Origin of the sequence: Enterobacter sp. AC1 (assembly GCF_050434705.1) — a bacterium.
In the GTDB taxonomy this organism is placed as follows: Bacteria; Pseudomonadota; Gammaproteobacteria; order Enterobacterales; family Enterobacteriaceae; genus Enterobacter; species Enterobacter cloacae_L.
In genome coordinates, this window is the sequence record NZ_JBNDIZ010000008.1 from 97,290 (window position 1) to 118,474 (window position 21,185).

Sequence of the window (21,185 nt, forward strand, 5' to 3'; positions counted from 1 at the left end):
GGGAGAGGGTTAGGGTGAGGGTGAAACTACCGCTTCTTACCCACCGCTCTTCTGCGCTTGTCCAAATCCTTAATCAGCCTGTTCACTCCGTCATCGGTAAACATCGTCTCAAGCGTGATGGACAGCTTGCGACGCCAGTTCTTGTACTGATAGCTGGTGCCCGGAATGTTCACCGGCTCCGCCATATCAATCCAGTCTTCCGGCTGCAGGCCCAGCAGGGCACTGTTGCTGTCGGCAATATAGCGCTGCAAACCACGGTTGAGCGTGGAGGTCATGGACATCAGCGACGCCTTATGCCCGGCACGTTTCGGCAGGCAGCCCTGCTTGTGCAGCGCGTCCAGCAGCCCCTGCTTTGAGAGCTCGCGATCCTGATACAGGCCGCGCAGGACCTCTTCATCAGGATAGAGGCCCAGCGTTTTGCCGAGCGTCAGGTCGCCGCTTTCCCAATAGCCACGAAGCGTAGGAAGGTCATGCGTCGTCGCGACTGCCATTGACTGTTCAGGGTACGCTTTCGGCGCGCGGAAGGTTTTCTCATGGTCGTTTTCAAAATAGAGCACTTTATAGGAGTAAACGCCGCTGTCGCGGAGCTTGCTGACGATTTCCACCGGCACGGTACCGAGATCTTCGCCGATCACCATGCACTGATGGCGCTTGCTTTCCAGCGCCAGGATCGACAGCAGATCGTCAACCGGATACTGCACGTACGCCCCGTGATCCGCCGTTTCACCGTACGGGATCCACCACAGGCGCAGCACGGACATCACGTGGTCGATACGCAGCGCGCCGCAGTTTTGCATGTTGGCGCGCAGCAGGTCGATAAACGGCTCGTACGCGCGCGCCGCCATCACGTGCGGATCCATCGGCGGCAGGCCCCAGTTCTGGCCAAGCGGGCCCAGGATATCCGGTGGCGCACCGACGGACGCCTTCAGGCAGTAGAGTTCACGGTCGCACCAGGTTTCCGCGCCGCCCTCGGCCACGCCGACGGCCAGGTCGCGATACAGGCCAACAGGCATCTTATAGCCCTGGCTCACCTGCCAGCAGGCGGCAAACTGGCTGTACGCCAGCCACTGCAGCCACAGGTAGAAGTCCACTTCATCCGCGTATTTTTTACAGAAGGCTTTCACTTCAGGCGTGTCGACGGATTGATACGCTTCAGGCCAGACCGGCCAGCCCCAGCGCATTTCGTCCTCTTTCACCTGATACGCGTGCAGCGCATCAAATGCCGCCTGCCAGTACAGGCTCTCGCCCTCCTGCGTGACAAACTGGCGGAACGCGGCCATCTGCTCGTCATCGCGCTGCGAAAAGCCTTTCCACGCCAGGCGCAGCGCGGCCATTTTCAGCGCCGTGACGGTAGAATAGTCCACCCAGTCCGCGTCGCGCGCCTGCTTCAGCGCCTGCTGCGTGGTGCTGAGTTTCCACCACGCCTGCGCCTCTTTGCTGTTTGTGAAGTCGTCTAACGCATTAACGTCGATGTAAATCACGTTCAGCCAGCGGCGGGATGACGGGCTATACGGGCTGGCGCTCTCCGGGTTGGCCGGATAAAGCGCGTGGATCGGGTTGAGGCCGATAAACGCGCCGCCGCGCTCCCCCACAGAGGCCAGCATCTTTTTCAGATCGCCAAAATCACCGATGCCCCAGTTGCTGTCGGAACGCAGGGTGTAGAGCTGCACGCAGGCGCCCCACAGCTTTTTGCCCTCAAGCAACGCCTGCGGCTCATAGCAGCGTTTTGGCGCGACGATCACCCGGCAGTGAAAACGCTGGTCATCCTGGGTGAGCGTTAAGGTGTGGTAGCCCTCCGGCAGCTTCGCCGGAAGGTTAAGGGTTTTGCCGCCGGTGGCATGGCCTTTGTGCTGCTGGCCGTCTTCGGTGGTGAGCAGCCAGTTAAACTCGCCGCGCCCCTCCACCGCCAGCGGCATCTTTTTACCCGAGGTGAAAACCTTCACGTTTGGGACCGGCGCAGCCGACGCTTTCGCGTCGGTTTTGTGCATGGCATCCAGCAAACGTCTTTTGGTGTCGGCGCCAATAGACTGCGGTTTGCCGTGAGCATTAATGTAACTGAGGCTGATCCCCGCCGCCTGCGCGGCGCTGTCCAGACGTTTACTCTCCATCGCGCTTCCTTAGCGTTTTGCCTGCCAGATACGGGCCTGATAATCACGGATTGAGCGGTCAGAGCTGAACATACCGCAGCGGGCGGTGTTCAGAATGCACGCCCGGGTCCACGCTTCCTGGTCGCGATACAGCACGTCGACCTGTTTTTGCGCTTCTACGTAGGCCGTGAAGTCCGCCATCACCAGATACGGATCACCGCCGTGTTTGTCCATGCTGTGCAGCATCTGGTCAAACGCGTGCTTGTCGCCGTCGCTGTATTTACCGCTTTCCAGCTCTTTCAGTACCGCATCGAGCACCTTGTCTTTCTTACGCCATTTCACCGGATCGTAGCCTTTGGCCTTAATGGCTTTTACTTCTTCTACGGTGTGGCCAAAGATAAAGATATTCTCTTCACCCACCTTCTCGGCAATTTCGACGTTGGCCCCGTCGAGCGTGCCGACGGTCAGCGCGCCGTTCAGCGCCAGCTTCATGTTGCCGGTACCGGAGGCTTCTTTCCCTGCGGTTGAGATCTGCTCGGAGATATCCGCCGCCGGGATCAGCATTTCAGCCGCAGAGACGCAGTAATCCGGCAGGAACACCACCTTCAGCTTGTCGCCCACCTTCGGATCGTTGTTGATCGCCGCCGCCACTTTATTAATGGCGAGGATGATGTTCTTCGCCAGGTAGTAGCCCGGAGCCGCCTTCGCGCCGAACAGGAACACGCGCGGCACGCGGTCGGCCTGCGGGTTCTCACGGATCTCTTTGTACAGCGCCAGAATGTGCAGCAGGTTCAGGTGCTGACGTTTGTACTCGTGCAGGCGCTTGATCTGAATATCGAAAATAGCATTCGGGTTAATCTCAATCCCGGTACGCGCTTTCACAAACGCCGCCAGGTGAACTTTGTTTTCCCGTTTGATGGCGCGGTACTGCTCGCGGAACTTCGCGTCATCGGCGTATTTTTCCAGATTGATCAGCTGGTCCAGATCGTTGGCCCACTCTTTCTTCAGGGTTTTGTCCAGCAGGCCGGCCAGCAGCGGGTTGCACTGTTTGATCCAGCGACGCGGCGTAATGCCGTTGGTCACGTTGTGGAATTTGGTCGGCCACAGCTGGTGGTATTCCGGGAAGAGGTCTTTTACCACCAGATCCGAGTGCAGCGCCGCCACGCCGTTCACCGCAAAGCCGCTTACCACGCACATGTTCGCCATGCGAACCTGCTTATCGTGCACCACCGCCAGTTTCGCCCAGACCGCTTTGTCGCCCGGCCAGGTTTTATCCACCAGCGTTTTAAACTGGTCGTTAATCTTGTTGACGATCTGCATGTGGCGCGGCAGCAGCGCTTTCACCAGCTTCTCATCCCAGCACTCCAGCGCTTCCGGCATCAGGGTATGGTTGGTGTAGGCGAAGGTGCGGCTGGTAATCGCCCAGGCGTCATCCCAGCTAAGCTGATGCTCGTCGATCAGCACGCGCAGCAGCTCAGGGATGGCAATGGTCGGGTGCGTGTCGTTGAGCTGAATCACTTCGAAGTCCGGCAGCTGCGCCAGCTTGCGGCCCGCCAGGTGATGTCGACGCAGAATATCCGCCACGGAGCAGGCGCACTGGAAGTACTGCTGCATCAGGCGCAGCTTTTTACCCGCCAGGTGGTTGTCATTCGGGTAGAGCACTTTGGTCAGCTTCTCGGCGTCGATACCCTGCTGTTCGGCGCGCAGGAAATCCCCGTCGTTGAATTTGGTCAGGTTAAAGGGATGCGCATGCTTCGCCTGCCACAGGCGCAGCGGCTGCGCCACGCCGTTACGGTAGCCGAGCACCGGCAGGTCCCAGGCTTCACCGGTGATGGTGAACGCCGGTTCCCAGAGGCCCTGCTTCGTGACTTTCCCGCCGATCCCTACCTGCACATCCAGCTGCGCGTTATGGCGGAACCACGGATAGGTGTTGCGATGCCAGTCGTCCGGCGCTTCCATCTGATGGCCATCAGCAAATGACTGACGGAACAGGCCGTACTGATAGTTCAGGCCATAGCCGATCGCCGACTGGCCGACGGTTGCCATGGAGTCAAGGAAACAGGCCGCCAGACGCCCCAGACCACCGTTGCCCAGCGCCGGGTCCGTCTCTTCTTCCAGCAGGTCGGTCAGATTAATATCGTGCTCTTTCAGCACGTCTCCTACCTCCTGATACCAGCCGAGGTTCAACAGGTTATTGCCCGTCAGACGGCCAATCAGGAACTCCATTGAAATGTAGTTTACATGGCGCTGGCCTTTTACCGGTTTTGCCAGAGGTTGAGCATCCAGCTGCTCTGCGAGCGCACCGCTCACTGCCTGCCACCACTGGTGAGGCGTCATCTCGTTTGCAGCTTGAAGGCCAAAACGCTGCCACTGACGCGTCAGGGCAGCCTGAAATTGAGCTTTGTTGAAGGTAGGCTGTGACATAGGGGATCGGCATCCTTTAGAAAGAAAACACAAGTTGGCGCTAGTGTGCCTGGCTCATTTCACCTCTTCCTCCTCCCGCTGGGGATTAGACAGGGAGGAGTAGCGGGGATGAGCATAAAAGTGTGATCGAGGCCACTCTCAGAGCATAGTTCGAGTGTGCCCTGAAGATAAAAAAGTAACCGCGGAGAATGTCAAAGAAATGAAATGTGGTTTCGGGTGAAATTAAAACGCGCTGAAATGATTACTTACGTAGAATAATATTTCTGCAATCGGGTAATAACTAAGGAGATTATTAATCTCCCTTAACTTTACCCGGAGTATATTAAATTTGACGTCACTATCCCTTTCTGAAACCAGTTTCAGCGCAGCCGCAGCACAGCCATACAAGCCAGCATTGACGGGGCGTCAAAGACCTTTCCAGAAAGTTCCATCATCTGTCTGAATGTTTTGTGACAGAGTGCAAATTCAGAGCCACCAAATCCAGACATAACTTGCAATAGTTAACTTATTGGCCGACCTTATATCGTATTAATTACGAAGCGCAAAAAAAATAAAATCTCTCGTTCCCCACAGTGAAGTGAAACCTATGTTGATTCCGTCTAAATTAAGTCGCCCGGTTCGCCTTGACCATACCGTGGTCCGCGAGCGTCTGTTGGCTAAACTTTCCGGCGCGCATAATTTCCGACTGGCGCTGGTTACGAGCCCTGCAGGTTATGGAAAAACAACGCTCATTTCGCAATGGGCCGCGGGTAAGAGCGATCTTGGCTGGTACTCCCTCGACGAGGGCGATAACCAGCAGGAGCGCTTTGCCAGCTATCTGATTGCCGCTATTCAGCAGGCAACCAATGGACACTGCGTCGCCAGTGAGGTGATGGTGCAAAAGCGCCAGTACGCCAGCCTGTCCTCCCTTTTCTCTCAGGTGTTTATCGAACTGGCCGAATGGCATCGCCCGCTGTACGTGGTGATTGATGATTACCATCTCATCACTAACCCGGTTATTCATGAATCGATGCGTTTCTTCCTGCGCCATCAGCCGGAAAACCTGACCTTAGTGGTGCTGTCCCGCAACCTGCCGCAGCTGGGTATTGCCAACCTGCGCGTGCGCGACCAGCTTCTTGAGGTGGGCAGCCAGCAGCTGGCCTTTACCCATCAGGAAGCGAAGCAATTCTTTGACTGCCGCCTGACATCCCCGATTGAGGCCGCCGAAAGCAGCCGCCTGTGCGACGACGTCGCCGGCTGGGCCACGGCACTGCAGCTTATCGCTCTCTCTGCCCGACAAAACAACAGCCCGGCGCATCAGTCTGCGCGTCGCCTGGCCGGCATTAACGCCAGCCACCTGTCGGATTACCTGGTGGATGAGGTGCTGGACAGCGTCGATCCGTCGACCCGCAATTTCCTGCTGAAAAGCTCGCTGCTGCGCTCCATGAACGATGCGCTGATCGTGCGCGTGACGGGGTGTGAAAACGGTCAGCTGCAGCTTGAAGAGATTGAACGCCAGGGCCTCTTCCTGACGCGCATGGACGACCCGGGCGAGTGGTTTAGCTATCACCCGCTGTTTGGCAGCTTCCTGCGCCAGCGCTGTCAGTGGGAACTGGCGGTTGAACTGCCGGAAATTCACCGCGCCGCCGCCGAAAGCTGGATGGCACAGGGCTTCCCGAGCGAGGCCATTCACCACGCGCTGGCCGCCGGCGACGCCAGCATGCTGCGCGATATCCTTCTCAACCACGCGTGGGGCCTGTTTAACCACAGCGAGCTGACGCTGCTTGAAGAGTCCCTGAAAGCGCTGCCGTGGGAAAGCCTGCTGGAGAACCCGCGTCTGGTGCTGCTTCAGGCCTGGCTCATGCAGAGCCAGCACCGCTACAGCGAAGTGAACACTCTGCTGGCCCGCGCGGAGCAGGAGATGGAAAGCAACATGGATACGCCCCTGCACGGTGAATTTAACGCCCTGCGGGCCCAGGTGGCGATTAACGACGGCGACCCGGACGAGGCTGAACGCCTGGCGATGGTCGCCCTGGATGAACTGCCGCTCGCCAACTTCTACAGCCGGATCGTTGCCACGTCGGTACACGGCGAAGTGCTGCACTGCAAAGGCGAGCTGACGCGCTCCCTGTCGCTGATGCAGCAAACCGAACAGATGGCGCGTCGCCATGATGTCTGGCACTACGCGCTGTGGAGCCTGATCCAGCAAAGCGAAATTTTGTTCGCTCAGGGCTTCCTGCAGGCCGCCTGGGAAAACCAGGAAAAAGCGTTCCAGCTGATTCGTGAACAGCACCTTGAACAGCTGCCGATGCACGAGTTCCTGCTGCGTATTCGCGCTCAGCTACTGTGGGCCTGGTCGCGTCTGGATGAAGCCGAAAGCTGCGCCCGTCAGGGTGTGAACGTCCTCTCCGGCTTCCAGCCACAGCAGCAGCTGCAGTGTCTGGCGCTGCTGGTGCAGTGCTCGCTGGCGCGCGGCGATCTCGATAACGCCCGCAACCATCTTAACCGCCTGGAAAACCTGCTCGGCAACGGTCAGTATCATAGCGACTGGGTTTCGAACGCCGATAAGGTCCGGGTGATTTACTGGCAGATGACCGGCGACAAAAAATCCGCCGCCAACTGGCTGCGCCAGACGCCAAAACCGGAATTTGCTAACAACCACTTCCTGCAGAGCCAGTGGCGCAACATCGCCCGCGCGCAGATCCTGCTCGGTGATTTAGAGCCCGCAGAGATTGTGCTGGAAGAGCTGAACGAGAACGCGCGCAGCCTGCGCCTGATGAGCGACCTGAACCGCAACCTGCTGCTGCTTAACCAGCTCTACTGGCAGGCGGGCCGTAAAAACGACGCGCAGCGCGTGCTGCTGGAAGCGCTGCAGCTGGCTAACCGCACCGGGTTTATCAGCCACTTTGTGATTGAAGGTGAAGTGATGGCGCAGCAGCTGCGTCAGCTTATTCAGCTCAATACGCTGCCGGAACTCGATCAGCATCGCGCCCAGCGCATTCTGCGCGAGATTAACCAGCACCATCGCCACAAGTTTGCGCATTTCGATGAGAACTTCGTTGAACGTCTGCTGAACCACCCGGAAGTGCCGGAGCTTATCCGCACCAGCCCGCTCACCCAGCGCGAATGGCAGGTTCTGGGACTGATCTATTCAGGCTACAGCAATGAGCAGATTGCCGGCGAGCTGGCGGTGGCGGCGACCACCATCAAAACGCATATCCGCAACCTGTATCAGAAGCTGGGCGTGGCGCATCGTCAGGATGCGGTGCAGCATGCACAGCAGCTTTTGAAGATGATGGGGTATGGCGTGTAGGTTTGTGCGGGCTGATGCCCTCACCCCGGCCCTCTCCCACAGGGAGAGGGAGAAAGGCGTCTCAACACAGCTCTAACTGCAAATTATTATCTTTAATCACCTGCATAACGCCCGCCGGCGGCATCACGTCGGTATAGACCGCATCCACCATGCTGATGCTGCCCATGTTGACCATCGCGTTACGGCCAAACTTAGAGTGATCCACCACCAGCATCACGTGGCGCGAGTTTTCGATAATCGCGCGTTTGGTGCGCACCTCGTGGTAATCAAACTCCAGCAGCGAGCCATCGCTGTCGATGCCGCTGATCCCCAGAATGCCAAAGTCGAGGCGGAACTGGGAGATAAAATCGAGGGTCGCTTCGCCAATAATTCCGCCGTCGCGGCTGCGCAGTTCGCCGCCCGCGAGGATGATGCGGAAATCGTCTTTCTGCATCAGGGTGTTGGCCACGTTCAGGTTGTTGGTCACCACGCGCAGATTCTCGTGATCCAGCAGCGCATGGGCGACCGCTTCAGGCGTGGTGCCGATATCAATAAACAGCGTCGCCCCGTTCGGGATCTGGCTGGCGACCTTGCGGGCAATGCGCTCTTTCTCTGCCGTCTGCGTGGCTTTACGGTCGTGCCAGGAAGTATTGACCGAGCTGGACGGCAGCGCCGCTCCACCGTGGTGGCGCAGAATGCGGTTTTGATCGGCCAGGTCGTTCAGGTCCCGACGGATGGTTTGCGGGCTGACGGCAAACTGCTCCACCAGCTCTTCGGTGCTGACGTATCCCTGTTTTTTTACCAGTTCGATAATGGCGTCATGGCGTTGTGTTTGTTTCATCAATTATCCCTGAGAATTATGTTCGTTTTCGCGCATGGAGCGTGTCGGCAAAGGCCATCGCCAGCCCGATGGCCAGCCCGGTGACGTGCGCACCATTGGCGATAGACATACCAAACAGATCAAACCATCCGGCAATCAGCCATATTAACGCAAAGGTTATTAATCCGCGCTGCAGATAGATGCCGCTTTCCGGGTCGCGTTCCCCACGAAGCCAGACATAGCCCATCAGGGCATACACGACGCCGGACAGCCCGCCAAACCACGGGCCGCTGAATTTGTGCTGCACGTAGCCGCTCAGCAGCGCGCTAATAATGGTGATAACGATCAGCTTGCCGCTCCCCAGGCGCTTTTCGACGGCGCCGCCGAGATACCACCACCAGAGCAGGTTAAAGAGGATATGCATCACCGAGAAGTGCATCAGCGCGTGGGTAAAGTAGCGCCAGACGTCAAACTCAAGAGACGGATCGTACGGCCACGCCAGGGCAATCATCACGCTCTGGTCGCCCACCACGTTCATAATAATGAAGACGATGATGCAGGCGGCCATCAGTAGCAGCGTAAACGGGCCCGCGCGTTCGCGGATGGTGGCAAGGAAAGGAAAACGGCTGTAGTGCAGCCCGGTGTCCGTCTGGCCAGACTGCCAGCTTGCCGCCAGATAGCGCGGGTCGCCGGGATTCTCAAGAAAACGCGCCAGCTCCTCGTTTACCCGCCCGGCCTGGCTCTCGTCGGCCAGCCAGACGTCGGTCTGATGATGTTGCTGAATGGTCAGAATAACGCCCTGCGTCGCCATATAGTCGACAAACGCCTGGGCGACGCGCGGGTTGGTAAAAGAGGTGATCATCAACATGGGCAGCGGTCGCTTATTTCCACACAAAAGGGGACAGTATAGCGGGATCAGCGCTCAAAAGCGTATTCCACTTCTGCCGGGAAGTGACGATGCCAGGCATCGAAACCGCCGTCGACGCTGTATACCGCGTCATAGCCCTGCTGAAGCAGATACTGCGCCGCGCCTTTGCTGCTGTTGCCGTGGTAGCACATGACCATCACCGGCGTCTCGAAGTCGTTATCGCGCATAAACGCGCCCAGCGTGTCGTTGGTGAGGTGGAACGCGCCCGGCGTGTGGCCCATCGCAAAGCTTTGCGGGTCGCGAATGTCCACCAGCACCGCTTTTCCCTGGTGCATCTTCTGGTGGGCTTCTTCTACGTTAATACATTCAAACTGATCCATGGTGTTCTCTTTCTGTTGTTCAGGTTGGGTGCGCTCTGATGCCCTCACCCCAGCCCTCTCGCACGGGGAGAGGGAGAAAAGTTAGTCGCACTATTTTACCCCGTAGTGTACGTCCTGGCGGCGGGTAAACGCCATTATGTTATCCATATCACTCTAAATTGTTTTTTTGATGTTACCAAAAGCGCGTTCCTTTGCTATTATGAGCGATATCGAACATTTCTGAGCTTTAACGAAAGTGCGTGAGGGTGTTATGGAAACCAAAGATCTGATTGTGATAGGCGGTGGCATCAACGGTGCCGGCATTGCGGTCGATGCCGCAGGACGCGGATTATCCGTGCTGATGCTGGAAGCTAACGATCTCGCCTGCGCGACGTCGTCCGCCAGCTCCAAACTGATTCACGGTGGCCTGCGCTACCTGGAACACTACGAATTCCGCCTGGTCAGTGAAGCACTGGCCGAACGTGAAGTGCTGTTGAAAATGGCGCCGCATCTGGCTATTCCGATGCGCTTCCGCCTGCCCCACCGCCCGCATCTGCGTCCGGCGTGGATGATCCGAATCGGTCTGTTTATGTACGATCATCTGGGTAAACGCACCAGCCTGCCGGGGTCGACCGGTTTGCGTTTTGGCTCAGAATCGGTCCTTAAGCCTGAAATCGTGCGCGGTTTCGAATATTCCGACTGCTGGGTGGACGATGCCCGCCTGGTGCTGGCCAATGCGCAGATGGTCGAGAAGAAAGGCGGCGAGGTGAAAACCCGCACCCGCGCGACCGCTGCCCGTCGTGAAAACGGCCTGTGGATTGTCGAAGCGGAAGATATCGATACCGGCGAGAAGTTTAGCTGGAAAGCGCGCGGCCTGGTGAACGCCACCGGTCCGTGGGTGAAGCAGTTCTTTGACGACGGCATGCATCTCCCTTCGCCGTACGGCATTCGCCTGATCAAAGGCAGCCATATTGTGGTGCCGCGCGTGCATACGCAGAAACAGGCCTACATTCTGCAGAACGAAGACAAGCGCATCGTGTTTGTGATCCCGTGGATGGACGAATTCTCGATCATCGGCACCACCGACGTGGAGTACAAAGGCGATCCGAAAAACGTCGAGATCGACGAGAGCGAAGTGAATTACCTGCTCAAAGTGTATAACGCGCACTTTAAGAAACAGCTGTCGCGCGATGACGTGGTCTGGACCTACTCCGGCGTGCGTCCGCTGTGCGACGATGAATCGGATTCACCGCAGGCCATCACCCGCGACTATACGCTTGATATTCACGACGTAGACGGCCAGGCGCCGCTGCTGTCGGTGTTTGGCGGCAAGCTCACCACCTACCGCAAGCTGGCCGAGCACGCGCTGGAGAAACTGGCGCCGTACTACAAAGGCATTGGCCCGGCATGGACCAAAGGCGCGGTACTGCCCGGCGGTGATATCGGCGATAACCGCGATGATTATGCCGCGAAGCTGCGTCGTCGCTTCCCGTTCATCACCGAAGGAATGGCGCGCCACTATGCCCGCACCTACGGCAGCAATACCGAGCTGTTGCTGGGCGACGCGAAAGAGATTGCGGATCTGGGCGAACATTTCGGCCACGAGCTGTACGAAGCCGAACTGCGCTATCTGGTCGAACACGAATGGGTTCGCCGCCTGGACGATGCTATCTGGCGTCGTACCAAAGAAGGGATGTGGCTCAACGCCGAGCAGCAGTCCCGCGTGGCGCAGTGGTTGCTGCAGAACGCGGGAAAGCGTGAGCTGTCGTTAGCGTCTTGATACGATCGGTGCGGGCTGATGCCCTCACCCTGATCCTCTCCCACAGGGAGAGGGAACAAACACTAAAAACGGCAACCAGGGTTGCCGTTTTGCTTTTACAACCTCACCGGATCAATATGCCAGATCGTCTCGGCATACTCCTTGATGGTCCTGTCGGACGAGAAATAGCCCATATTGGCGATGTTATACATCGCGGCGCTGGTCCACTTCTCCTGCTGACGGTAAAGATCGTCCACCTTATCCTGACAGTCCACGTAGCTGCGATAATCCGCCAGCACCTGATAGTGATCGCCAAAGTTAATCAGCGAGTCCACCAGATCGCGATAGCGGCTCGGCTCGTCAGGGCTAAACACGCCGGTTGCGATCTGCGTCAGCACCTGGCGTAACTCTTCATCCTCTTCGTAATATTGACGCGGCGAGTAGCCTTTCCTGCGCAGCGCCTCCACCTCTTCCGTCGTATTACCGAAGATGAAGATATTTTCTTCCCCCACATGCTCCAGCATCTCGACGTTCGCCCCGTCCAGCGTGCCGATGGTTAAGGCGCCGTTAAGGGCAAACTTCATGTTACTGGTGCCGGACGCTTCCGTCCCCGCCGTGGAAATCTGCTCCGAGAGATCCGCCGCCGGGATGATCAGCTGCGCCAGGCTAACGCTGTAGTTCGGAATGAACACCACCTTCAGCTTGTCGCCAATCTCCGGGTCCTGGTTGACCACCTTCGCCACGTCGTTGATGAGATGGATAATGTGCTTCGCCATGTAGTAGGCGGAGGCCGCTTTACCGGCAAAGATCTTCACGCGCGGCACCCATTCCGCCGTGGGATCGGCCTTGATGCGGTTGTAGTGGGTGATCACGTGCAGCACGTTCATCAGCTGACGCTTGTATTCGTGAATGCGTTTGATCTGCACGTCAAACAGCGCTTTCGGGTTTGCCACCACGTTGAGGTGCATCGCCAGCCAGACCGCCAGACGCTTTTTGTTCAGCAGCTTGGCTTCGCGCACGGCTTTATTCACCGTCGGGAAATCAATGTGCTGTTCAAGCTCGCTCAGCTGGCTCAAATCGGTACGCCAGGTGCGGCCGATATTCTCGTCCAGCACCTCAGACAGCGGCTGGTTGGCCAGCGCCAGCCAGCGGCGCGGCGTAACGCCGTTGGTCACGTTGCAGAACCGCGTCGGGAAGATCTTCGCGAAGTCCGCAAACAGCGACTGCACCATCAGGTTTGAGTGGAGCTCAGACACCCCGTTTACCTTGTGGCTGATCACCACCGCCAGCCAGGCCATGCGCACGCGGCGGCCGTTCGATTCATCAATGATGGACGCCCGGCTCAGCAGGCCGGTATCGTTCGGGTACTGCTCCTGCAGGGTCTTGAGGAAGTAGTCGTTGATCTCAAAGATAATCTGCAGATGTCGCGGCAGGATTTTGCCGAGCATATCCACCGGCCACGTTTCCAGCGCTTCGCTCATCAGCGTGTGGTTAGTGTAGGAGAACACCTGACAGGTCACCTCAAACGCGTCATCCCAGCTGAACTTATGCTCGTCGATGAGCAGGCGCATCAGCTCTGGAATGGAGAGCACCGGGTGGGTGTCGTTAAGGTGAATCGCGGTTTTCTCCGCCAGGTTGGCGTAGGTTTTGTGCAGCTGATGGTGGCGGCTGAGGATATCCTGAATCGTTGAGGAGACGAGGAAATACTCCTGACGCAGGCGCAGCTCGCGGCCGGAATAGGTCGAGTCGTCCGGGTACAGCACGCGGGACACGTTCTCGGAGTGGTTTTTGTCTTCCACCGCCGCAAAATAGTCACCCTGGTTGAATTTACCGAGGTTGATTTCGCTACTGGCCTGGGCGCTCCACAGGCGCAGCGTGTTGGTGGCATCGGTGTCGTAGCCGGGGATAATCTGGTCGTAGGCCACGGCCAGGATCTCTTCGGTTTCTACCCAGCGGGATTTTTTCCCTTCCTGCTGAATACGCCCGCCAAAGCGCACCTTGTAACGCGTGTTGTGACGTTTAAACTCCCACGGGTTACCGTACTCCAGCCAGTAGTCCGGGGACTCTTTCTGACGCCCGTCGACGATGTTCTGTTTGAACATGCCGTAGTCGTAGCGAATACCGTAGCCGCGGCCCGGCAGCGCCAGCGTCGCCAGCGAGTCGAGGAAGCAGGCGGCAAGACGCCCCAGACCGCCATTACCGAGGCCCGGGTCGTTCTCTTCGTCGATCAGTTCTTCTAAATCTAACCCCATCTCTTCCAGTGCGGTTTTGACGTCGTCATAAATACCGAGCGACAACAGCGCATTGGACAGCGTGCGGCCAATCAAAAATTCCATCGACAGGTAGTAAACCTGACGCGTTTCCTGCGAGAGCTGGGCGCGGTTTGAGCGCAGCCAGCGTTCCACTAAACGGTCGCGCACCGCAAACAGGGTGGCGTTCAGCCACTCGTGCTTGTTGGCAATAACCGGATCTTTCCCGATGGTGAACATCAGCTTGTAGGCGATGGAGTGCTTTAACGCCTCAACGCTGAGCGTGGGTGAAGAGTAGCTAAATGGAGCGTTCATATCAGTAACTTCGCCTCGTTACATCAAGCGTTGATAGAGATCGCGGTACGACTGCGCCGCGACGTGCCAGCTAAAGTCCATGGACATCGCCTGACGTTGTACGTAACGCCACAGCGATGGACGGGACCACAAGACGAAAGCACGCCGAATCGCCCGAAGCAGCGACCAGGCATTACTGTCCTCGAAGACAAACCCGCTGGCGATACCGTCCGCCAGGTTTTCCAGAGAGCTATCGGATACGGTATCCGCCAGCCCGCCCGTGCGGCGAACCAGCGGCAGGGTGCCGTATTTCAGGCCGTAAAGCTGCGTCAGGCCGCAGGGTTCGAAACGGCTTGGCACCAGGATGACGTCCGCACCGCCCATAATGCGGTGCGAGAAGGCCTCGTGGTAACCAATCTGCACGCCCACCTGGCCAGGATGTTCCGCGGCGGCGGCAAGGAAACCTTCCTGCAGCACCGGGTCGCCCGCGCCGAGCAGGGCCAGCTGTCCGCCCTGTTCCAGTAAACCGGGCAGCGCCTCCAGCACCAGATCCAGCCCTTTCTGGCTGGTCAGGCGGCTCACTACCGCAAACAGCGGCACTTTGTCGTTAACCTTCAGGCCCATCGCAATCTGCAGCTGGCGTTTGTTTTCCGCTTTGTCTTCCACGGAATCACGGCCATAGCGCGCCGCCAGCAGAAGATCGGTTTCCGGGCTCCAGATCTGTTCATCCACGCCGTTCAAAATACCCGACAGGCGCCCTTCACGATGGCGCTGTTGCAGCAGGCCTTCCATACCGTAGCCAAACTCCGGCTGGGTAATTTCGCGGGCGTAGGTTGGGCTCACCGCCGTGATGTGATCGGCGTAGTACAGCCCCGCCTTCAGGAACGAAATTTGCCCGTTAAACTCCAGCCCGTGCATGTTATAAAACGACCATGGCAGATCGATGTCATTCATGTGATGGGCATAGTACATGCCCTGATACGCCAGGTTATGCACGGTAAAGACGGATTTGGCCGGGTGGCCGCGCGCGGCGAGATACGCCGGGGCAAGCCCGGCGTGCCAGTCGTGCGCGTGCACCACATCCGGACGCCAGAACGGATCCAGCCCCGTCGCCATTTCTGCTCCGACCCAACCAAGCAGCGCAAAGCGCAGCACGTTGTCGGTATATGCGAACAGGTTCGTATCGTGATACGGGCTGCCCGGTCGGTCGTATAAGTGCGGCGCGTCGATCAGGTAAATCCCTACGCCATTGTAATGTCCAAACAGCAGGGTAATGCGTCCGGCGAAAGTCTCACGACGCGACACGACTTTTGCATCGGGAATACCGCGCCGGATATCCGGAAAGGCGGGCAGCAGGACTCGGGTATCCACGCCTCCGGCGATTTGCGCCGCCGGTAATGCGCCAAGCACATCTGCCAGACCGCCCGTTTTTAACAACGGGAACATCTCAGAACATACGTGTAAAACCTGCATCATCGCTCCTGTTTGATCTGCAGCTTCCGCAACATTTCCCGTGTGACTAACACGATCCCCTCTTCTGAACGGTAGAAACGACGCGCGTCTTCTTCCGCGTTCTCGCCAATCACCATCCCTTCAGGAATGACGCAGGCACGGTCGATAACGCAGCGACGCAGACGGCACGAGCGCCCTACCCAGACATCCGGCAATAAGACTGCCGAATCGATATTACAAAATGAATTTATCCGCACGCGGGGGAACAGTACCGACTGCACCACCACCGAGCCTGAAATGATGCACCCGCCGGACACCAGCGAGTTCAGCGTCATACCGTGGCTGCCGGAGCGGTCCTGAACGAATTTGGCCGGCGGCAGCGATTCCATATGGGTACGAATCGGCCAGTTCTGGTCGTACATGTCCAGCTCAGGCGTAACCGACGCCAGGTCGAGGTTCGCTTTCCAGTATGCTTCCAGCGTTCCCACATCGCGCCAGTAAGGTTCCGCATTCGGGTCGGACTGCACGCAGGACAGCGGGAAAGGATGTGCATACGCCATGCCAGCTTTGGTGATTTTCGGAATAATGTCTTTACCGAAGTCGTGGCTGGAGTTTTCGTCTTTGTCGTCGTCTTCCAGCAGCTCATAAAGATAGTCTGCATCAAAGACATAGATCCCCATGCTGGCGAGCGATTTGGTGTCGTCTCCCGGCATGGTTGGCGGGTTAGCCGGTTTTTCAACGAAGTCGATAATTTTATCGTCCGCATCCACGTGCATGACGCCAAACGCCGTCGCTTCCGCAACGGGCACCGGCAGACACGCCACGGTGCAGCGTGCCCCTTTTTCGACATGGTCGATGAGCATGTGGGAGTAATCTTGCTTGTAGATGTGGTCCCCGGCGAGGATCACAATGTATTCCGCGCTATAGCGACGAATGATATCGAGGTTCTGCGTGACCGCATCCGCCGTCCCGCGATACCAGTTTTCGCCGTGAACGCGCTGCTGCGCAGGAAGGAGATCGACAAACTCGTTCATCTCTTCGCTGAAGAATGACCAGCCGCGCTGAATATGCTGAACCAGCGTGTGCGACTGATACTGCGTAATGACGCCAATGCGGCGAATACCTGAGTTCAGGCAGTTGGAGAGCGCAAAGTCAATAATGCGGAACTTACCACCAAAGTGAACAGCCGGCTTGGCGCGCTTGATGGTCAAATCTTTCAGACGGGTACCACGCCCGCCCGCAAGTATCAGGGCAACCGTTTTTAATGGTAGCTGGCGTGCCAACATTAAGGGATCGTTTTTCTCTAATCTAACCATGACTAACTCCTTTTTTATCATCTTTGGAATACGCACACTCCGTGCGCAGGCCCGTGCCAGACAGCCATTACTACCGGATTATCCGCTCCGGCAAAGGGGGGAACGGCGCGCCATTCCCCGTCAGGTAAAACAATCTCTGCGACGTCATCCGTCGCGTTCAGCGTGACCAGCCACTTATCCGAGAGCAGGATTTGCAGGCGCGGTACGCCGTGTTGCCACTCTTGCGCGCTTAGCGGTTGCGCGTCTTGATTCAGCCAGCGGACGTTCCCGTCACCCTCTTCCCACCAGCGGTCGGCGGTCAGCGCAGGGATGTGCTGGCGAAGATGGATCAGCGCCGCGGTGAAGTGGATCAACCCGCTGTTCGCTTCTCCCCAGTCGAGCCAGGTTAAGGTGTTGTCCTGGCAATACGCATTGTTGTTACCGTGCTGGCTGTGGCCGTGCTCATCACCCGCCAGCAGCATCGGCGTGCCCTGCGACAGTAAAAGCGTTGTCAGCAGCGCATGAACGCTGGCGCGTCGCCGCTCGATAACGTCCAGACTTCCGCCTAACCCTTCTATACCATGATTAAAGCTATGGTTATTGTTAGTGCCATCGCGATTCTCCTCGCCGTTTGCCTCATTGTGTTTCTGATTGAAACAAACGCAGTCCCGGAGCGTAAAACCGTCGTGCGCCGTTAACAGATTAACGGTGGCCGACGGGCGTTTGCCGTCACGCTTAAAGAGATCGCTGGATGCGGCAAAGCGTCCGGCAAATTCCCCCAGCGACAGATTCCGCTCCAGCCAGAAGCGGCGCACGGCATCGCGATAATGATCGTTCCACTCGGCAAAGAGCGGCGGGAAATTCCCGACCTGATAGCCGCCTTCACCGATGTCCCACGGCTCCGCGATGAGCTTCACCTGCGAGAGCACCGGACAGTTTTTTATCGCCTCAAACAGCGGCGCCTGCTGGCTAAACGCCGGCGTGCGCCCCATCACGGGCGCCAGGTCGAAACGAAAACCGTCGACGTGGAACGTTTCCACCCAGTATTTCAGGCATTCATAAGCAAAATGTGTGACCGCCGGATGGCTGAGATTGAGCGTGTTGCCGCATCCGGTCCAGTTCTCGTAATCGCCATCCTGCCTGATCCAATAATAGCTACGGTTATCAATTCCGCGCATGGAGAGCGTCGGACCGTCGAGATCGCTTTCGGCGCTGTGGTTCAGCACCACGTCCAGAATGACCTCAATACCCGCCGCGTGGAGCGCCTTCACCGCATCGCGAAACTCGTCCCGCGCTTTCTCCGGATGGACGGCATAGCGGGGTTCGAGCGCGAACATGGCCAGCGGGTTGTAGCCCCAGTAGTTGCTCAGCCCCAGCCGCTGCAAACGAGGCTCGCTGGCGAAATGCGCCACGGGCAGCAGCTCCAGAGCGGTGATGCCGAGGTGTTTCAGGTAGGCGACCATCGTCGGATGCCCGAGTGCCTTGTAGGTGCCGCGCATCTCCTTGGGGATCGACGGATGCAGGTACGTCAGCCCTTTGACGTGAGCCTCATAAATGACGGTATTGCCCCACGGCGTGCGCGGCGGAGAATCGTCTTCCCAGTCGTAGAGATCGTTCACCACCACGCTTTTTGGCACGACGGACGCGCTGTCGCGGTGGTCGGGCTCGCCGTAGCCCACGTGGAACAGCGGGTCGTCTTTAAACTCGCCGTCCACGCGTTGCGCGCACGGGTCAATCAGCAGCTTCGCCGGGTTAAACCAGTGCCCCTGCGCGGGATCCCAGGGACCGTGAACGCGAAAACCGTAGTGCATCCCCGGCCGTCCTCCGGCCAGGTAGCCGTGCCAGGTCTCCCCCGTGCGCGCCGGTAAGTCGTAACGGTGCTCGTTACCTTCCCCGTCAAACACGCACAGCTCCACCCGCTCCGCGTGAGCGGAAAAGAGGGTGACGTTCACCCCCTTTCCGTCAAAGCTCGCCCCGAGCGGTTCGGGTTTACCTGCCGTAAGCTGCGTCATTCTCCCTCCCGCACCAGCCAGATAGTGCTAAGCGGCGGCAGCGTCAGGCTCAGGGAGTTGGGCCGCCCGTGGCTTTCGACGGCATCGCTCTGTACCAGCCCACCGTTGCCGGCGTTGCTGCCGTGGTAATGCATGGAGTCGGTATTGAGGATTTCGCGCCATTTACCCGGCTGGTTAATGCCAAAGCGATAGTGCTGGCGCGGCACCGGCGTGAAGTTGCTGGCGACGATAATCTCGTTACCCGCTTTGTCACGGCGCACAAAGACAAACACCGAGCGCTCGTGGTCATCCACCACCAGCCACTCAAAGCCGTACGGATCGAAGTCCAGCTCGTGCAGCGCTTTGTGATGCCGATAGGTCAGGTTCAGGTCCCGGACCAGACGCTGCACCCCGTGGTGCCAGTTGTCGCCGCCCTCCAGCAGATGCCAGTCGAGGCTGGTATCGTGGTTCCACTCGCGTCCCTGGGCGAACTCGTTGCCCATAAACAGCAGTTTTTTGCCCGGGAAAGCAAACATCCAGCCGTAGTAGGCGCGCAGGTTGGCAAACTTCTGCCACGCGTCGCCCGGCATCCGGTCGAGAATGGATTTCTTGCCGTGCACCACTTCATCGTGCGACAGCGGCAGCATGAAGTTTTCGGTGTAGTTGTAGAGTAGCCCGAACGTCAGCTTGTCATGATGGTACTGGCGATAAACCGGATCGAGCTTCATGTAGTCGAGCGTGTCGTGCATCCAGCCGAGGTTCCACTTGTACCAGAATCCCAGTCCTCCCATTGACGGCGGACGGGAGACGCCCGGGAAATCAGTGGACTCTTCCGCCATGGTGACGGCACCGTCGACCTGCTCGCCGATAATACGGTTGGTGCTGCGCAGGAATTCAATCGCTTCCAGGTTTTCACGGCCGCCAAACTCGTTCGGGATCCACTCGCCCTCTTTGCGGCTGTAGTCGCGGTAGATCATCGACGCCACCGCATCGACGCGCAGGGCATCAATGCCGAAGCGCTCAATCCAGTACAGCGCGTTCCCGACCAGGTAGTTCGACACTTCACGGCGACCGTAGTTGTAGATCAGCGTATTCCAGTCCTGGTGATAGCCCTCGCGCGGGTCGCTGTGCTCGTACAGCTTCGTGCCGTCAAACTCTGCCAGCGCAAAATCATCCGACGGGAAATGACCCGGCACCCAGTCGAGGATCACGTTCAGACCGGCGGCGTGTGCGGCATCAATGAAGTAGCGGAAGTCATCGCGCGTGCCGAAGCGGCGCGTCGGCGCATACAGCCCGGTGGGTTGATAGCCCCAACTGCCGTCGAACGGGTGCTCATTGACCGGCAGCAGCTCAAGGTGGGTAAAGCCCATCCATTTAGCGTACGGAACAAGCTGGTCGGCCAGTTCCCGGTAGCTGAGCCAGAAGTTGTTATCGGTGTGGCGACGCCATGAGCCGAGATGGACCTCATAAACGGAGATCGGGGCATCAAAGCGGTTGGCCTGCTTGCGCTCCTCCGTCTGGACGACTTTCTCCGGCAGGCCGCAGATCAGCGACGCGGTCTCCGGGCGCATCTGCGCTTCAAAGGCATAAGGGTCGGATTTAATGCGCAGCTTGCCGTGGGCGTCGATCATCTCGAACTTATAGAGCTGCCCGTTGTGCGCCCCGGGGATAAACAGTTCCCAGATGCCGGTTTCGCGGCGCAGGCGCATCGGGTGACGGCGCCCGTCCCAGTAGTTGAACTGTCCGACAACGGAGACGCGCTGGGCATTTGGCGCCCACACGGCAAACCGCGTGCCGGTGATACCGTCCATCGTGTCCGCATGGGCTCCCAGCGTTTCATAAGGTCGCAGATGGGTCCCTTCAGACAGCAGCCAGGCGTCCATCTCTTTTAAGAGCGGGCCAAAACTATAGGGGTCGTCAATCAGGTTTTGCTGGCCGTGCCAGATGACGGCGAGCTGGTAACGAAAGGGGTTTTTACGACGGGGCATGACCCCGGAGAAGAAGCCACGTGAATCGAGGCATTCCAGATTACCCACCTTGCGGCCGGTTTTGGGTTCAATGACCCACACTTCGGTGGCATCCGGTAACAATGCCCGAACTTCCAGACCAGCCTCAGTATGATGCATCCCAAGCACGGAAAAGGGGTCGGCAAAATGACCCGCAATAAGCGCATTAATCACGTCTCTATCCACACGATCGGACATGGTATTCATCCTGTTTTTTTATGTCGTCCTTTTTTAGCGCCTGGGACGACTTTAATGTGACCTGAACGGGCATCCTGTCAGCCCGTCCTAACCTCAGGTAAGAAATGACTCT

Annotated in this window: 12 protein-coding genes; 2 read left to right on the forward strand and 10 right to left on the reverse strand. The window is 58.1% G+C overall.

Translation table 11 applies throughout. The features are described from left to right. Positions 1-26: 26 nt before the first annotated feature. The gene (malQ, locus tag M2433_RS20005; RefSeq protein WP_429056426.1) at positions 27-2,108 is read right to left on the reverse strand and encodes a 4-alpha-glucanotransferase; all 2,082 of its coding nucleotides are present in this window, start codon (positions 2,106-2,108) and stop codon (positions 27-29) included. 9 nt (positions 2,109-2,117) lie between these two features. Further along, positions 2,118-4,511, reverse strand: coding sequence for a maltodextrin phosphorylase (malP, locus tag M2433_RS20010; RefSeq protein WP_429056423.1), 2,394 nt, complete (start codon positions 4,509-4,511; stop codon positions 2,118-2,120). Between the two features lie 586 nt (positions 4,512-5,097). On the opposite strand from malP, the gene malT reads away from it, so the two are divergent. Further along, on the forward strand, positions 5,098-7,803 hold the full coding sequence (gene malT, locus M2433_RS20015; protein WP_063958040.1) for an HTH-type transcriptional regulator MalT: 2,706 nt from the start codon (positions 5,098-5,100) through the stop codon (positions 7,801-7,803). 61 nt (positions 7,804-7,864) lie between these two features. Here the strand turns inward: malT and M2433_RS20020 are convergent, their stop codons facing one another. The 3 genes from M2433_RS20020 to glpE are packed head-to-tail and all read right to left on the reverse strand — an operon-like array spanning position 7,865 to position 9,850. Further along, positions 7,865-8,623, reverse strand: coding sequence for a DeoR/GlpR family transcriptional regulator (locus tag M2433_RS20020; RefSeq protein ID WP_008503060.1), 759 nt, complete (start codon positions 8,621-8,623; stop codon positions 7,865-7,867). 16 nt (positions 8,624-8,639) lie between these two features. Beyond that, complete coding sequence (gene glpG / locus M2433_RS20025; protein ID WP_059311220.1) at positions 8,640-9,470, reverse strand: rhomboid family intramembrane serine protease GlpG; 831 nt, start codon at positions 9,468-9,470, stop codon at positions 8,640-8,642. A gap of 47 nt (positions 9,471-9,517) precedes the next feature. Beyond that, on the reverse strand, positions 9,518-9,850 hold the full coding sequence (gene glpE, locus M2433_RS20030; protein WP_006177908.1) for a thiosulfate sulfurtransferase GlpE: 333 nt from the start codon (positions 9,848-9,850) through the stop codon (positions 9,518-9,520). 250 nt (positions 9,851-10,100) lie between these two features. On the opposite strand from glpE, the gene glpD reads away from it, so the two are divergent. Further along, the gene (gene glpD / locus M2433_RS20035; RefSeq protein WP_063431224.1) at positions 10,101-11,609 is read left to right on the forward strand and encodes a glycerol-3-phosphate dehydrogenase; all 1,509 of its coding nucleotides are present in this window, start codon (positions 10,101-10,103) and stop codon (positions 11,607-11,609) included. Between the two features lie 95 nt (positions 11,610-11,704). On the opposite strand, the gene glgP is transcribed toward glpD, so the two are convergent. Genes glgP through glgB form a run of 5 tightly spaced genes read right to left on the reverse strand, consistent with a single transcriptional unit; the run spans position 11,705 to position 21,073 of the window. Next, positions 11,705-14,152 (reverse strand): glycogen phosphorylase, encoded by a 2,448-nt coding sequence (gene glgP / locus M2433_RS20040; protein WP_429056418.1) that lies wholly within the window; start codon positions 14,150-14,152, stop codon positions 11,705-11,707. Positions 14,153-14,170: 18 nt separating this feature from the next. Further along, complete coding sequence (gene glgA / locus M2433_RS20045) at positions 14,171-15,604, reverse strand: glycogen synthase GlgA (protein ID WP_059311218.1); 1,434 nt, start codon at positions 15,602-15,604, stop codon at positions 14,171-14,173. Beyond that, positions 15,604-16,899, reverse strand: a complete 1,296-nt coding sequence (glgC, locus tag M2433_RS20050; RefSeq protein ID WP_023309510.1) for a glucose-1-phosphate adenylyltransferase — start codon at positions 16,897-16,899, stop codon at positions 15,604-15,606. The genes glgA and glgC overlap by 1 nt, the downstream gene beginning before the upstream one ends. A gap of 17 nt (positions 16,900-16,916) precedes the next feature. Further along, the gene (gene glgX, locus M2433_RS20055; protein WP_429056414.1) at positions 16,917-18,890 is read right to left on the reverse strand and encodes a glycogen debranching protein GlgX; all 1,974 of its coding nucleotides are present in this window, start codon (positions 18,888-18,890) and stop codon (positions 16,917-16,919) included. Beyond that, positions 18,887-21,073 carry a 1,4-alpha-glucan branching enzyme gene (gene glgB / locus M2433_RS20060; RefSeq protein WP_429056413.1) on the reverse strand — a complete coding sequence of 729 codons (2,187 nt, stop codon included), beginning with the start codon at positions 21,071-21,073 and terminating at the stop codon, positions 18,887-18,889. Before glgB ends, glgX begins: the two co-directional genes overlap by 4 nt. Positions 21,074-21,185: the final 112 nt, after the last annotated feature.